We start from the raw sequence: 15,798 nt of genomic DNA on the forward strand, positions 1-15,798 counted from the left end.
CGGTTCTCCCATGCGTAGTTCGCCGACGCGGGGCGTCATGAGTCGGTTCCTTCGAGATGGCCCCGGATGACGCGGCAGATCTCCGCGTCGGGCCCCGGCTTGATCATGTCCGTGTGCGTGGTGCGGATGTCGTGCTCGTGGACGGTGCCGCCGATGAACGGCGCCCAGTCGCCGCTGTAGGAGTCGTCCGGGTTCTCCGTCGCGTTGAAGAACAGGGCGTCGCCGTCGAACACGGGGGTCTCGAACTCCAGGAGCCGTTCCGCGCGGTCGCGGAACATGCTGACCGCGTTCTCCACCACGGCCTCGCGCTCCCCCTCGTCCACCGAGGTGAGGAAGTAGTTCGCGAAGAACAGCCGCACCTCGTCGTAGTTCAGGGCTCCCTCAAGGCTGTGGAACCACGTGGCCGGAGGGCTGTCGAGGAGGGCGAGCACCGGCACCTCGAAGCCCCTCCCCCGCAGCTCCGCGGCGATGGCCTGGGCGTAGGTGCCGCCGGTGGAGTGCCCGACGAGGTGGAAGGGCCCCTCCGGCTGGACCGTGAGGATCTGCTCGACGTACTCGGCCAGCATCGCGGCGGTGGACTCCGGCGGGGGCGCGCCGTCGAAGCCGCGCGCCTGGATCCCGTACACCGGCCGGTCGCCGAGCTGCTGGGCGAAGCCCAGGTACGACCAGCACAGCCCGGCTCCCGGATGGATGAACCACACCGGCGTCCCGGCGCCGCCCTCCCTCATCGGCAGGACGGTCGCGAAGGGGTCGGCGAGCTCGCGGACGCCTGCGCTGGCCCGCTCCTCCATGTACGCGGCGAGCGTCGCGACCGTCGTGGCCGTGAACATCGCCCGGATGGGGACCCGGACGCCCAGCTCGGCCTGGATCCGGCTGAGCAGCCGGGTGATCCGGAGCGAGTGCCCGCCCAGGTCGAAGAAGCCGTCGTCGATGCCGACCTGGTCCAGTTCGAGGACCTCGGCGTAGAGCGCCGCCAGGGTCCGCTCCAGCGCCGTGCGCGGCGCCCGGTAGGCGGCGCCGGTGAACTCCGGGTCGGGCAGCGCGTCCCGGTCCACCTTCCCGTTCGGGGTCAGCGGCAGCCGGTCCAGGGTCATGAACGCCGCCGGGACCATGTAGTCGGGCAGGCGCTCGGCGACGTGCCGGCGCAGCTCCTCGACGGCGAGGCCCTGGCCGCTCGCGGGGACGACGTAGGCGACGAGCTGGTTGTCGCCGTCCCGTCCGGCGCGGACGACCACCGCGGCCTGGTCCACGCCGGGCCGGCCGCTCAGCACGGCCTCGATCTCGCCCGGCTCCACGCGGAACCCGCGGATCTTGACCTGCGTGTCGGCCCGGCCGTGGAACTCCAGCTCGCCGTCCGGCGTCCAGGCCACCAGGTCCCCGGTGCGGTACATCCGCTCGCCCGGCGCGCCGAACGGGCACGCCACGAAGCGCTGGCCGGTCAGCCCGGGCCGCCGCAGGTAGCCGCGGGTCAGCCCGGCGCCGGAGATGTACAGCTCGCCGGGCACCCCGGCGGGCACCGGCCGCATCGCGGCGTCCAGCACGTACAGGCGGGTGTTGAGGATGGGCCGCCCGATCGGCACCCGGCCGTCGGCGGTGAGCTCGGCCACGGTCACCCCGACGGTGGTCTCCGTCGGCCCGTAGCCGTTGAACATGCGCCGCCCGGCCGACCAGGTGGCCACCAGCTCCGGCGAGACGGCCTCACCCGCCACCATCAGCGACTCGACGGTCTCCAGCGAGCCCTCCGGCATCGCCGGGAGCAGCGCGGGCGGCAGGATCGCGTGGCTGACCCGGTACTCGGCGACCGTGCCGGCGAGCGGGGCCCCGGCGGCGAGCCGGTCGGCGTCCGCCATCACCAGCACGGCCCCGGAGAGCAGGGACATGCACATCTCCCCGACCGAGACGTCGAAGCTCGGGGAGGCGAACTGGAGCACCCGGCTCCCGGAGGTGACCTTGAGCAGGTCCGCGATCACCGCGACCGCGTTGGCGAACCCGGTGTGGGTGACCACGACGCCCTTGGGCTGCCCCGTGGACCCGGAGGTGTAGATGACGTACGCGGTGTTGGCCACGCGCAGCGCGCCCAGCCGGTCCCTGTCCGTCAGCGGCCCCGGGCCGGCCGCGGCCACCGCCGAGGCGAACTCCGGGTCGTCCAGCCGCAGGGTCTCGGCGGGCAGCTCGGGCAGCCGCTCGGCGGTCCCCTCGTCCACCAGGATCAGCCGGGTCGCCGAGTCCCGCACCATGAACGCGAGCCGGTCGGCCGGGTAGGCCGGGTCCAGCGGCAGGTAGGCGCCGCCCGCCTTCATCACCGCGAGCACCGTTACGCACCACTCGGGCGAGCGCCGCAGCGCCACGCCCACGACCGTCTCCGGCCCGACGCCGCGCGCGATCAGGGCCCGGGCCAGCCGGTTCGACCGCTCGTCCAGCTCGCGGTAGGTCACCGACCGGTCCTCGAAGAGCACCGCGTCCGCGTCCGGCACCGCGCTGACCTGCCGCTCGAACAGCTCGGGGACCGTCCGCGGCGGGGTCGGCGACGCGGTGTCGTTGAACACCCTGAACAGCCGCTCGCGCTCGGCGGGGTCCAGCACGTCCACCGCGCCGACCGGGGTGTCCGGGTCGGCGGCCAGCGCCCGCAGCACCCGCACGACCCGGCCCGCGATCAGCTCCACCTGCCGCCGGCCGATGCCGGTCCGGTTGTACTGAAGGATCATCCGCAGGTGCGGCTCGGCGTCGGCGGCCAGCCCGACCAGGTACGGGGCGCCGGCGGACGGGCTCAGGTCGGCGACCGTGATCCCCGCCGCGCTGTTGGCCTCGATCAGGCCCTCCTTGTCCACGGGGAAGGACTGGAAGAGGACGATGGTGTTGAACAGCGTCGACATGCCGGTGGACCGCTGGATGCGGTGCAGCCCGTAGTGGTGGTGGTCCAGCAGCGCCGTCTGCCGCTCCTGGAGCCGCCTGAGCACCTCGGCGAGCGTGTCGGCGGGGGCGTACTCCACCCGGACGGGCAGGGAGTTGACGAACAGGCCCACCATCGCGTCGACGCCGGGCACCTCCGGCGGGCGGCCGGAGACGCTGGTGCCGAACAGCACGTCCTGGTGCCCCGTGAGCTGCCCGAGCATGATGCCCCAGACGCCCTGGACCAGGGTGCCCATGGAGACGCCCAGCTCGACGGCGCGGCGCCGCAGCGCCTCGGCCTCCTCCAGCGGCAGCGGGACGTCGACCTGCCCGACGCGCTCCTCGGTCTCGACGTCGTCCATCGGCCCGGGGCTGAGCAGGGTGGGCTCGCCGACCCCGGCCAGCTCCTTCGCCCACGCCCGGGCGGCGGCCTCCTCGTCCCGCCGGGAGAGCCAGCGCAGGAACTCCCGGTACTCGGGGGCCTTCGGCAGCGCCGTGACGTCGCCCTCGACCGCGTACAGCCGCACCAGGTCGCGCACCAGCAGCGGGAACGACCAGCCGTCGAACAGGACGTGGTGGACGGTCATGACCAGCTCGGAGCGCTCCGGGCCGGTCAGCACCAGGCTGGCGCGCAGCAGCGGCGGCTTCGCGGGGTCGAAGGTCGCGTAGTGGTCCTCGGCGAGGATCCGCTCGTAGGCCTCCTCGCGGGCCCGCTCGCCGAGGTCGCGCAGGTCCACCACCCGCCACGGCACCTCGACGTCGCCGGCGATGAGCTGCACCAGGTCGCCGTCCGCGCCGGTCGTGAACGCGGCGCGCAGGTTCGGGTAGCGGTCGAGCAGGGCCTGCGCCGCCACCCGCATCCGGTCGGGGTCCACCCGGCCCTGGACGTGGAAGGCGACCTGCACCAGGTGCGGGTCGAACGCGCCCTCCTCCAGCCGCATCGTCTCGAACAGCAGGCCGAACTGCAGCGGGGTCAGCGACCAGACGTCGCGCAGGCCCGGGTAGCGCTCCTCCCATGCCTCGATGTCGCTCTGCGACACCGGCACCAGCGGCAGGTCCGAGGGGGTCAGGCCGCCGGCGCCGCCGGAGGCGACGTGCCCGGCCAGGCCCTCCAGCGCCTGGCGCCACAGATCGGCCAGCTCCTGTGCCTCGGCGCGGGAGAGCACGCCTGTCGGGAACGCGACCCTGGCGTTCAGCCGCGGCCCGTCCGGCGAGTCGGTGACGTACGCGCTGATGTCCAGTGTGCCGAGCGCCGGCATGTCCGGGTCGAGGTCGGCGGTCAGGCCGAGCGCGTCGGGCGCCAGGGTCCAGCCGCCGCCGCGCAGGTCCTCCGGCAGGTCGCCCGCGCCGATGCGGCCCAGGTAGTTGAAGGAGATCTGCGGGACCGGGTGCCAGTCGAGCTCGGCGGCGGTCGCGGGGTTGAGGTGGCGCAGCAGGCCGAAGCCGATGCCCTTGTCGGGGACGGCCAGCAGCTGCTCCTTGACCGCCTTGACCGCGCCGCCGGCGGCCGGGCCGCCCGCGAGCGCCTCGTCGACGTCGAACCCGTCGACGTCGACGCGGACGGGGAACATGGTGGTGAACCAGCCCACCGTGCGGGACAGGTCGGCGCCGGGGACGACCTGCTCCTCGCGGCCGTGCCCCTCCAGCCGGATCAGCGCCGAGGTCTCCTCGACGCCGCGGTCGCGCCGCCAGCGCCGCACGGCCAGCGCGAGCCCGGCGAGGAGGCCGTCGTTGACGCCGCCGTGGAAGGCGGCGGGCACCGCCGTGAGCAGGGCTTCGGTGACCGGCTCGGGCAGCTCCAGCGACACGGCGTCCACCGTGGACGCCGTGTCCACCGCCGGGTCCAGGGCCCGCGAGCCGAGGACCGGGTCGGGGCGCTCCACGATCTCGATCCAGCGGCCCAGCTCGGCGATGCGGTCCGCCTCGGACGCCTCGTCCTGCAGCGCGTGCGCCCAGCGGCGCGCGGAGGTGCCCACCGCGGGCAGGTCCGGCGCCCGTCCCGCTCTGACCTGCTGCCAGGCCGCGGCGAGGTCGGGCACCAGGATCCGCCAGGACACCCCGTCGACCACCAGGTGGTGCAGGACGATCAGCAGGCGGCCGGCGCCCCGCTCGGGGGCGAACCAGACGAACTGCGCCATCACTCCCGCGGCCGGGTCCAGCCGCCCGGTCGCGGCGTTCAGCTCCGCCGCGGCCGCCGTCCTCCAGTCCTCGTCCCAGGTGCCGTCGCAGGCGACGCGGTGCAGCAGCGTGGCCGCGTCGACCGTGCCGGCCGGGCCGACCTCAAGGGCGCCCTCGCCGTCGCGGACGAGCCGGGAGCGCAGGATGTCGTGGTGGTCCAGGACCGCGCCCAGCACCGCCGCGAGGCCGTCCTGGTCGATGTCCTCGGGCAGTTCCAGGACCACCGACATCGAGAACCGGTCGAAGCCGCCTCCGAGGTCGAGCATGTGCCTGGCGACCGGCGTCAGCGGGAGCGTGCCGACGCCGCCGCCCTCCAGCTCCGCCAGCACGGCGCGGCCGCCGGCCGAGCCCACCGCGACCTCGGCCAGCTCGGCGACGGTGCGCCGCTCGAAGATCTGGCGCGGGGTGACCTCGACGCCGCGCGCCCGGGCGCGGGAGACGATCTGGATGGAGCGGATGCTGTCGCCGCCGACCGCGAAGAAGTCGTCGTCGATGCCGACCCGGTCGAGGCCGAGCACCTCGGCGTAGATCTCGGCGAGGACGGTCTCCTCCCGGGTGCGCGGCGTCCGGTAGACCCCGCCGGTGACGTCGGGCTCGGGGAGGGCGGCGCGGTCGAGCTTGCCGTTGGGCGCCAGCGGCAGCCGGTCCAGCATCACCAGCACCGACGGGACCATGTACTCGGGCAGCCGCCCCGAGGCGAAGCGGCGGAGCTCGCTCGTGGTGACGCCGCCAGTCATGTCGGCCTTGTAGCGGCCCTGGTCGTCGACGGTCCCGCCCGAGCCCGCGCTGTCCGGGACGACGTAGGCCACCAGCCTCTTACTGCCGGGGACGTCCTGGACGGTCACGACCGCCTGGGTGACGCCCGGGTGGTCGGCCAGGACGGCCTCGATCTCGCCGGGCTCGATGCGCAGGCCCCGGACCTTGACCTGGGCGTCGCCGCGGCCGACGTACTCCAGCTGACCGTCCGCGTTCCAGCGCGCCAGGTCGCCGGTGCGGTACATCCGGGAACCGGCCGGGCCGAACGGGTCGGGCACGAACCGCTCGGCGGTCAGCGTGCCGCGCCCGTGGTAGCCGCGCGCCACGTTCCCGGCGACGTACAGCTCTCCCACGGCGCCGACCGGGACGGGCGCCAGACCGGAGCTCAGGACGTAGGCGCGCATGTTGCCCAGCGGCCTGCCGATCGGCGCGGTGCTCGTCCCGGTCCACTCCTGGTCGGCGGGCAGTGAGAAGACGCTCGCGTAGAAGCTCTCCGTCTGCCCGTAGGCGTTGACGACCCGGGCTCCGGGGATCGCCTCCCGCACCCGCCGCACGAGCGAGGCGGGCAGCGCCTCGCCCGCGAACACCACCGTGTCCGCCCTGACCTTGCCGTAGACCTGGTCCAGCAGCTCGGAGAACACCGACGGCACGGTGCTGATCACGCCGCCGGACCAGCCGCTGCGCTCGGCGATCTCCAGCACGTCGCGGGCCACCACGACGGTGCCGCCGGCCGACAGGGTGGTGAAGGTCTCGAACACCGACACGTCGAAGTTCACCGACGTGCCCGCGAGCATCCGCGTCCCGGCGTCCACCCCCACCGAGGAGGCGAGCCGGATCACCCCGTTCACCACGTTGCGGTGGGTGATGACCACGCCCTTCGGCGTGCCGGTGGACCCGGAGGTGTACATCACGTACGCCGCGTGGTCGGGCAGGGCCCGCGTCGCCGGGTCCCGCGCCTCGGCGGCGTCGAGGTCGACGTCGCCGAGGTACAGGTGCGGGACGCCGGTGTCCGGGAGCGACGGTGCGGTGGCCTCGTCGGTCAGCAGCAGCCGGGGATGGGCGTCCGACAGGATGAACTCCAGGCGGCGGCTCGGGTACCGGGGGTCGATCGGCAGATACGCACCACCCGCCTTCAAGACCGCCAGCAGCCCGACGACAAGGTCAGCCGAACGCGGCAGCGCAAGCCCGACCACCGTCTCTGGGCCTACACCGCGCTCGGCCAGCACACCGGCGAGCCGGTTCGCGCGCTCGTCCAGTTCGCGGTAGGTCAGCGACACATCGCCGTTCACGACCGCGACCGCGTCCGGCGACGCCTTCACCTGGCGCCCGACCAGCGCGGGAATCGTCAGCTCGGGCGTCTCGGCGGCCGTGTCGTTGAAGCCGCGCAGCACCAGCTCCCGCTCGGCGGGCTCCACCAGCTCGACCGCGCCGACCCGCTGGGCCGGGTCGGCCGCCAGCAGGCCCACGACGCGCACGAAGCGGTCGGCGAGGGCCTGCGCGGTGTCCCGGTCGAACAGGTCGGTGGCGTATTCGAGCAGGCCGAGCACGCCCATGCCGGGAAGGTCGGCCATGTTGAAGAACAGGTCGAACTTGGCGGTCTCGGTGCCGATCCGCTCGAACTCCACCCGCAGCCCGGGCAGGGCGAGGTCCTCCCGGCTGAAGTTCTGCCAGGCGAACATCACCTGGAACAGCGGCGAGTAGGCGGTGGAGCGCTCGGGGTTCAGCAGCTCCACCAGGCGCTCGAACGGCACGTCCTGGTTGTCGTAGGCGGCCAGCGACCTGGCGCGCAGCTGGTCCAGCAGCCCCTCGAAGGTGGGGTTGCCCGACAGGTCGGCGCGCAGCACCCAGGTGTTGACGAAGAACCCGACCAGGTCGGCCAGGGCCTCGTCGGTGCGGCCCGCGATCGGCGCGCCGATCGTCACGTCGTCGCCGCCGCCGAGCCCGTGCAGCAGCACCGCCAGCGCGGACTGCAGCACCATCGAGACCGTCGCGCCGCGTGCGCGGGCGAGCTCCTCGACCGCCGCGATCACCGCGGGGTCCAGGGCGAACTCCACCGCGCCGCCGTGGTGGGTGGCCACCGGCGGGCGGGGACGGTCGGTCGGCAGCCGCAGCGGCTGCGGCACCCCCGCCAGCTCGTCCCGCCAGTAGGCCGACTGGGCCGACAGCACGCTGCCGGGGTCGGACTCGTCGCCGAGCATCTCCCGCTGCCACAGCGTGTAGTCCACGTACTGCACCGGCAGCTCCGGCCAGCGCGGGGCCGCGCCGTCCAGGCGGGCGGCGTAGGCGGTGCCCAGGTCCCGGGCGAGCGGCGCCATCGACGAGCCGTCGGTGGCGATGTGGTGGATCGTCATCAGCAGGACGTGGTCCTGCGGCCCGCACCGGAACAGCGCGGCGCGCACCGGGATCTCGGTGGCCAGGTCGAACGGGCGGGCCGCCTCCCGCGCCATGGCCTCGGCCAGGGCGCCGCCGCGCTCGGCCTCCACCACGGGCAGGGACAGGGACGCGCCGTCCGCCGGAAGAATCCGCTGGTACGGGACGCCCTGGCCGTCCTCGGCGATGAGGGTCCGCAGGCTCTCGTGCCGCGCCACCACGTCCCGCACCGCCGCTTCCAGCGCGGCCGCGTCCAGCGTGCCGGTCAGCCGCAGCGGGAACGGCGCGTTGTACATCGCCGAGGGGCCCTCGAACCGGTCGATGAACCACAGCCGGCGCTGCGCGAACGACAGCGGCACCCGCTCCGGGCGCTCCTGCGCCCGGCGCAGCGGGGGCCGCGCCCGGGTGTCCTCGGACAGGACCTCGGCCAACTCGGCGACGGTGGGCGAGGTGAACACCTGGCGGATGGGGATCTCCGCGCCGAGCGCCGTGCGCAGCCTGCTGACCAGGCGGGTGGCCAGCAGCGAGTGCCCGCCGAGCGCGAAGAAGTCGTCGTCGATCCCGACCCGGTCCAGGCCCAGCACCTCGGCGAACAGCCGGCACAGCAGTTCCTCGCGCGGGGTGCGCGGGGCCCGGCCGGTGGCGGAGGCGGCGAAGTCGGGCGCGGGCAGCGCCCGCTGGTCCAGCTTGCCGTTCGGGGTCAGCGGGACCTCGGCGATCGCCACCACCGAGGACGGCACCAGGTGGTCCGGCAGCCGCTCCTTCAGGTGGTCGCGCAGGTCGCCGACCAGGACGCCGATCCGGCCCGCGGCGGCCGGGTCGTTGGCCAGGGCGCGGTCGGCGCGGCCGGACGGCGCGAACCCGCCGGAGATCGCCCGGCCGGTCGCCGGTCCATCGGTGAACACCACCGCGTCGAAGCAGTCGGCCGCCGCGGCCGACCAGGTCAGCACCGCGCCCCGGCCGCGCTCGGCGGCCCATTCGGCCAGTTCCTGCGGGTCGAGCGGCGGGCCCGCGGGCACCGGCGGCTCGATCACCCCCATCTCGGCGGCGGTCGCGACCTCCCCGGCGAGCCGGGCGTTGGGGATCCGGGTGACGCGGACGACGCGGGCCGTACGGTCCGGGCCGCCGTCCGGGCCGCCGCACAGGTGCTCCAGGCCGGCGAGGTCGTCGACCTGGCGGCCCCACCGCAGCGTCCGGGCGTCGGCGGCCGGGACCGCGTCCACCGGGGCCTTGTGCAGGACGACCTCGTAGCGGTGCCGGGTCAGCTCGTTGTGCGGGCGGCCGGGCTTGAGCCGGATGTCGGCGGCGGCCGCGCCGTGCCGCTCGGCCCACCGGGTGAACCACTCGGGATCGAGGACCAGTTCCTTCTCCATCAGCATCGCGCGGGCGACCGCGGCCCGCGCCACGGCCGGCGCGGAGTCCGGCTGCGTCGCCCGCTGCACGCCCGCGCGGAACAGCCGCAGCGAGGCCGCGTTGCGGACGTCGCCGACCAGGATCCGGCCGCCCGGGGCGAGCAGGTCCATGGCCTGCGCCAGGACCCGGTCCAGGTAGCCGGCGTCGGGGAAGTACTGGACGACCGAGTTCAGCACCACGATGTCGAAGTGCTCGCGCGGCAGGCCCGCCATGTCGTCGGCGTTCTGGTGCCGCAGCCGCACCCGGCCGGCGAACCCGGCCCGCTCGACCTGGCCGCGCAGCCGCTCGATGACGGCGGCGGACATGTCGGTGCCCCAGTACTCCTCGACGTCGCCGACGACCTGCGACAGCAGCAGGCCGGTGCCCACGCCCAGCTCCAGGACGCGGCGCGGCGACCAGCAGGTGATCTGCTCCACCGCCGCGTCCCGCCACACGGCCATCTCGGCCGCCGGGATCGGGCGCCCGGTGTAGCTGGAGTTCCAGCCGACGAAGTCCTCGCCCCACGCGGCGTCCGAGCCGGAGTAGACCTGGTCGTAGATCTGCTCCCACTCGTCGACCTGCTCGCGGGCGACCTCGGCGACGTCCGCGCCGGCCGCGCCGGGCACCACGTAGCCGACCAGCCGGCGCTCGCCGGACCGGTCGTCGTTCCAGGTGACCACGGCCTGCGCGACGCCGGGGTGGGCCACCAGGGCGGCCTCGACCTCGCCGGGCTCGATCCGGAAGCCGCGGATCTTGACCTGGGCGTCCACGCGGCCCTGGAAGGCCAGCGCGCCGTCCGGCGTCCAGGCCACCACGTCGCCGGTGCGGTACATCCGCTCGCCGGGCGCGCCGAACGGGCAGGCCACGAACCGCTCCGCGGTCAGCCCGGCCCGGTGCACGTAGCCGCGCGCGAGCCCGACGCCGGCGATGTACAGCTCGCCGGGCACCCCGACCGGCACCGGCCGCATCGCGGCGTCCAGCACGTACACCCGCATCCCGTCCATCGGACGGCCGATCGGGATCGACTCGCCGACCTGCTCCTCGGAGGGCATCGGGTGGCAGGTGGCGAAGGTCGTGGTCTCCGTCGGCCCGTAGCCGTCGACCACGGTCAGGCCGGGGCAGGCGCGCAGCACGCCGCGGACCGCCGGCGGGGACACCACGTCGCCGCCGGTCCAGACCTCGCGCACACCGGCGAAGCAGTCCGGGTGCTCGTCGGCGATCACCTTGAACAGCCCGGCGGTCAGCCACAGCGCGGTGACGCCCTGCTCGGCGATCACCGCGGCGAGCGCGGCGGCGTCCATCCGCCCGGGCGGGGCCACCACGAGCCGGCCGCCGCCGAGCAGCGGCGCCCACAGCTCGTAGGTGGCGGCGTCGAACGACTGCGGGGAGTGGAACAGCACCCGCTCGTGGGCGCCGTTCCGGTAGCGCTGGTCCAGCGCCAGGCCCGTGACGGCCCGGTGGGTGACGCCGACGCCCTTCGGCACGCCGGTCGACCCGGAGGTGTACATCACGTACGCCAGCTGGTCGACGTGGTCCTGCCATGGCCGGGGCAGGGCGCCGTCCGGCGCCGCCGCGACGTCGGCGACGGTGGCCGGGTCGTCCAGGACGAGGTACGGGCAGTCGCTGTCGGGCAGGCCCGCCGCGTTCCCGGAGTCGGTCAGCAGCAGCACGGGCTCGGCGTCGTCCAGCATGAACCGGACGCGCTCGGCGGGGTAGTCGGGGTCGACCGGCAGGTAGGCGCCGCCCGCCTTCAGGACGGCCAGCATGGCCTCGATCAGCTGCGTCGAGCGGTCCAGCGCGAGGCCCACCACCGTGTCCTGGGCCACGCCCCGCGCGGCCAGCACGTGCGCGAGCCGGTCGGCGCGGGCGTCGAGCTCGCGGTAGGTGAGCGTCTGCCCGCCGAACGCCAGCGCGACCGCGTCCGGGGTGGCGGCGGCCCGCTCCTCGAAGAGGTCGGCGAGGGTCCGCCCGGGGGCGGTCACGGCCGTGTCGTTGAACTCGTCGAGCACCTGGGTCCGCTGAGCGGGCTCCAGCAGGTCCAGCGCTCCGACCGGCGTGTCGGGGTCGGTCACCAGCAGCCGCAGGATCCGCGCGAACCGGTCGGTGACGGCCTGGACGTCCTCGGGGTCGTAGAGGTGGCGCTGGTACTGGACGGCCACCCGCAGGTGCGGGTCGGCGAAGGCCATCACGACCAGCGGGTAGTGGGCGCCGCTGAGCGGGCTCAGCCCGGTGATCTCGATGCCCGCCTCGGTGTGGGCCTCGGTGAGGCCGGCGCGGTCGATCGGGAAGGACTCGAACCCGACGAGGGTGTCGAACAGGATGGGCAGCCCGGCCGCCTGGTGGATCTCGACCAGCCCGTGGTGGTGGTGGTCGAGCAGCGCGGTCTGCCGGTCCTGGAGGCCGGTCAGCAGGTCGCGCAGCGAGGCGGCAGGGTCGCAGTCCACCCGCACCGGCAGCGTGTTGATGAACAGCCCGACCATCGAGTCGACGCCCGGCACCGCGGGCGGGCGGCCGGACACCGCGGCGCCGAACACCACGTCGCGGCGGCCGGTGAGCCCGGTGAGCAGGATCGCCCAGGTGCCCTGCACCAGGGTGTTGAGGGTGAGGCCCAGTTCGGCGGCGCGGCGGCCCAGCTCGCGGGCCGCGCCGGCCGGCAGCGGGACGTCGAGCTGGCCGATGCCGGCCGGGTCGGACTCCGACACCCCGTCCGGGGCGACGAGGGTGGGCGCCTCGATCCCGGCGAGCTCGGCGTCCCAGGCGCGGGCGGCCGCGTCGCGGTCCTGCTCCGACAGCCACTCCAGGAAGTCGCGGTAGCCGCGCACCCGCGGCAGCGCCGCCGCGTCCCCGGACGAGCCGTACAGGCGCAGCAGGTCCTGCATCAGCAGCGGCACGGACCAGCCGTCGAACAGGACGTGGTGCGCCGTGAAGACGAGCTCCCAGCGGTCCTCGGCCATCTTCACCAGCGACATCCGCAGCAGCGGCGGCTTGGCCAGGTCGAAGTGGGTCGCATGGTCCTCGGCGAGGAACCGCTGGAGTGCCCGCTCGCGCTCCTCGCCGTCCAGGCCGCTCAGGTCGCGCAGCGCCCACGGCAGCCCGGCGCGGCCCGGGACGATCTGCACCCGGTCCCCGGCGGCGTCGGTCGCGAACGCGACGCGCAGGTTGGCGTACCGGTTCAGCAGCGCCTGCCCCGCCGCCCGCATCCGGTCCGGGTCGACCTGCCCGGACAGGTGGAACACCAGTTGCATCTGGTAGGCGTCGAACGAGGAGCCGGCCAGCATGGCGTGGAACAGCAGCCCGGACTGCATCGCGGTCAGCGGCCAGACGTCGGCCAGGTCCAGGTAGCGGCGCTCCCAGGTGTCGATCTCGGCCTGGGTCGCCGCGACGAGCGGCACGTCCGACGGGGTCAGCCCGCCCGCGCCGGGCCGCGTGACGTGCTGGGCCAGCGCCTCCAGCGCCGCGGCCCACTCCTCCGCCAGCCGCTCCACGCCGGCGCGGTCCAGCACGCCCGCCGGGAACGCGAACCGGGCCCGGAGCTCGGGGCCCCGCCCGGTGTCGGTGACGAGCGCGTTGATCTCCAGCGCCGCCATCGCCGGCATCGCCGCGTCCGGCTCGGCGATCAGGTCGGTGGTGCCGTCGGCGCGGGTCCAGCCGAGCCCCCGCAGGTGCTCGGGCATGTCGGACGCCGAGTACCGGCCCAGGTAGTTGAAGGCGATCTGGCCGGCGGGGTACCGGCCCAGCACCTCGGCGGTCTCCGGGTTCAGGTGGCGCAGCAGGCCGTAGCCGACGCCCTTGTCCGGGACGGCCAGCAGTTGCTCCTTGACGGCCTTGATCACCTCGCCGGCGGCCGGGCCGCCGGCGCCAGCCTCGTCGAGGTCGATGCCGGCGACGTCCAGCCGGACGGGGTACATGCTGGTGAACCAGCCCACGGTGCGGGAGAGGTCGGCGCCGGGGACGATGCCGTCCTCGCGGCCGTGCCCCTCCAGCCGGAGCAGCACCGAGGACTCGGCCACCCCACGCCCCCCTCGCCACTGGGCGACCGCGACCGCGAGCGCGGCCAGCAGGCCGTCGTCGGCGCCGCCGCGGAACGCCGCGGGCAGCGCGGTCAGCAGCGGCTCGGTGACCGCGGCGGGCAGCTCCACCCACACGTGCTCCACGGTGGACATCACGTCCACGGCCGGGTCCAGCGGCCGCGCACCCAGCACCGGGTCCGGTCCGGCGACCACCGATCGCCAGATGGCCAGCTCGGCCGCCCGGCCGGGCGACGCGGCCTCGTCCACCAGGGCGTGCGCCCAGCGCCGCGCCGAGGTCGCCACCGGGGCGAGCGCGGGCGCCGCCCCGTCGCGCACCTGCTGCCAGGCGGCGGCGAGGTCGGGCAGCAGGATCCGCCAGGAGACCCCGTCGACCACGAGGTGGTGCAGGACCAGGAGCAGGCGTCCCGCCGCGTCCGGTCCCCGGTCGAACCAGACGAACTGCGCCATGACCCCGGCGGCCGGGTCCAGCCGCCCGGTGGCCGCGTCGAGTTCGGCGGCGGCCAGGTCGCGCCACCGCTCGTCCCATTCGCCGCCGCACTCGACCCGGTGGATCAGCGCCGGCGCGTCGACCGACCCGGCGGGGCCGATCTCCAGGCTCCCGCCGTCGTCCGGCACCAGCCGCGACCGCAGGACGTCGTGGTGGTCCAGGACCGCGGCGAGGGTCGCCGCCAGCCCGGCGCCGTCGATGCCCTCCGGCAGGTCCACCACCGCCGACATCGAGAACCGGTCGAGGCCGCCGCCGTGCTCCAGCAGGAACCGGCCGACCGGGAGCAGCGGCGCCCGGCCCACGCCGCCTCCGGCGAGCTCCGCCAGGGCCGCGCCCGCGGCCAGGTCGCCGCTCGTGCCCGCGACCTCGGCCAGCTCGCCGACCGTGCGGCGCTCGAAGATCTGCCGGGGGGTGACCTCGACGCCGCGCGCCCGGGCGCGGGAGACCACCTGGATCGCGCGGATGCTGTCGCCGCCGACCGCGAAGAAGTCGTCGTCGACGCCGACGCGCTCCACGCCGAGCACCCCGGCGTAGACGTCGGCGAGGACCTCCTCGGCGGCCGTCCGGGGCGCCCGGTAGCGCCCGCCGGTGAACTCCGGCTCCGGCAGCGCCGCGCGGTCGAGCTTGCCGTTGGGCGTCAGCGGCAGCCGGTCGAGCATCACCAGCACCGACGGGACCATGAACTCCGGCAGCCGGCCGGAGACGAACTGGCGCAGCTCGCGCGCGGACACGCTCTGGGTCAGGTCGACGTTGAGGTCGCTCAGGCTCTCGACGGTGCCGAGGCCGCTCTCGTCGGCCTCGACCGGCACCACGTAGCCGACCAGCCTCGGCCCGCCGCCGGGGACGTCCTGGGTGGTCACGACCGCCTGGGTGACGCCCGGGTGGTCGGTCAGGACGGCCTCGATCTCGCCGGGCTCGATGCGGAAACCGCGCACCTTGAGCTGCACGTCGTCGCGGCCGACGTACTCCAGCTGACCGTCCGCGTTCCAGCGCGCCAGGTCGCCGGTGCGGTACATCCGGGAACCGGCCGGGCCGAACGGGTCGGCGACGAACCGCTCCGCGGTCAGCGCGCGGCGGCCGTGGTAGCCGCGTCCCACGCTGCCCGCCACGTACAGCTCGCCGACCGCGCCGACCGGGACGGGCCCGAGCCCGGGGCCGAGGACGTAGGCGCGCATGTTGCCCAGCGGGTTGCCGATCGGCGCGGTGCTCGTCCCGGTCCACTCCTGGTCGGCGGGCAGCGAGAGGGCACCGGCGTAGAAGCTCTCGGTCTGGCCGTAGGCGTTGACGACGCGGACGCCCGGGATCGCCTCCCGCACGCGCCGCACGAGCGAGGCGGGCAGCGCCTCGCCCGCGAACACCACCGTGTCCGCCCTGACCTTGCCGTAGACCTGGTCCAGCAGCTCGGAGAACACCGACGGCACGGTGCTGATCACGCCGCCGGACCAGCCGTCGCGCTCGCCGATCTCCAGCACGTCCCGCGAGAGCTCGACGGTGCCGCCCACCGACAGCGTGGTGAAGATCTCGAACACCGACACGTCGAAGTTCACCGACGTGCCCGCGAGCATCCGCGTCCCGGCGTCCACCCCCACCGAGGAGGCGAGCCGGATCACCCCGTTCACCACGTTGCGGTGGGTGATGACCACGCCCTTCGGCGTGCCGGTGGACCCGGAGGTGTACATCACGTACGCCGCGTGG

1 protein-coding gene is annotated in these 15,798 nt (G+C 74.9%); it reads right to left on the reverse strand.

The features are described from left to right. Nucleotides 1-35 precede the first annotated feature (35 nt). The gene (locus E1298_RS47990) at nt 36-15,782 is read right to left on the reverse strand and encodes a non-ribosomal peptide synthetase (RefSeq protein ID WP_165975404.1); all 15,747 of its coding nucleotides are present in this window, start codon (nt 15,780-15,782) and stop codon (nt 36-38) included. Between the last annotated feature and the right edge of the window lie 16 nt (nt 15,783-15,798).

Source organism: Actinomadura rubrisoli, assembly GCF_004349215.1.
Taxonomy (GTDB): Bacteria; Actinomycetota; Actinomycetes; order Streptosporangiales; family Streptosporangiaceae; genus Spirillospora; species Spirillospora rubrisoli.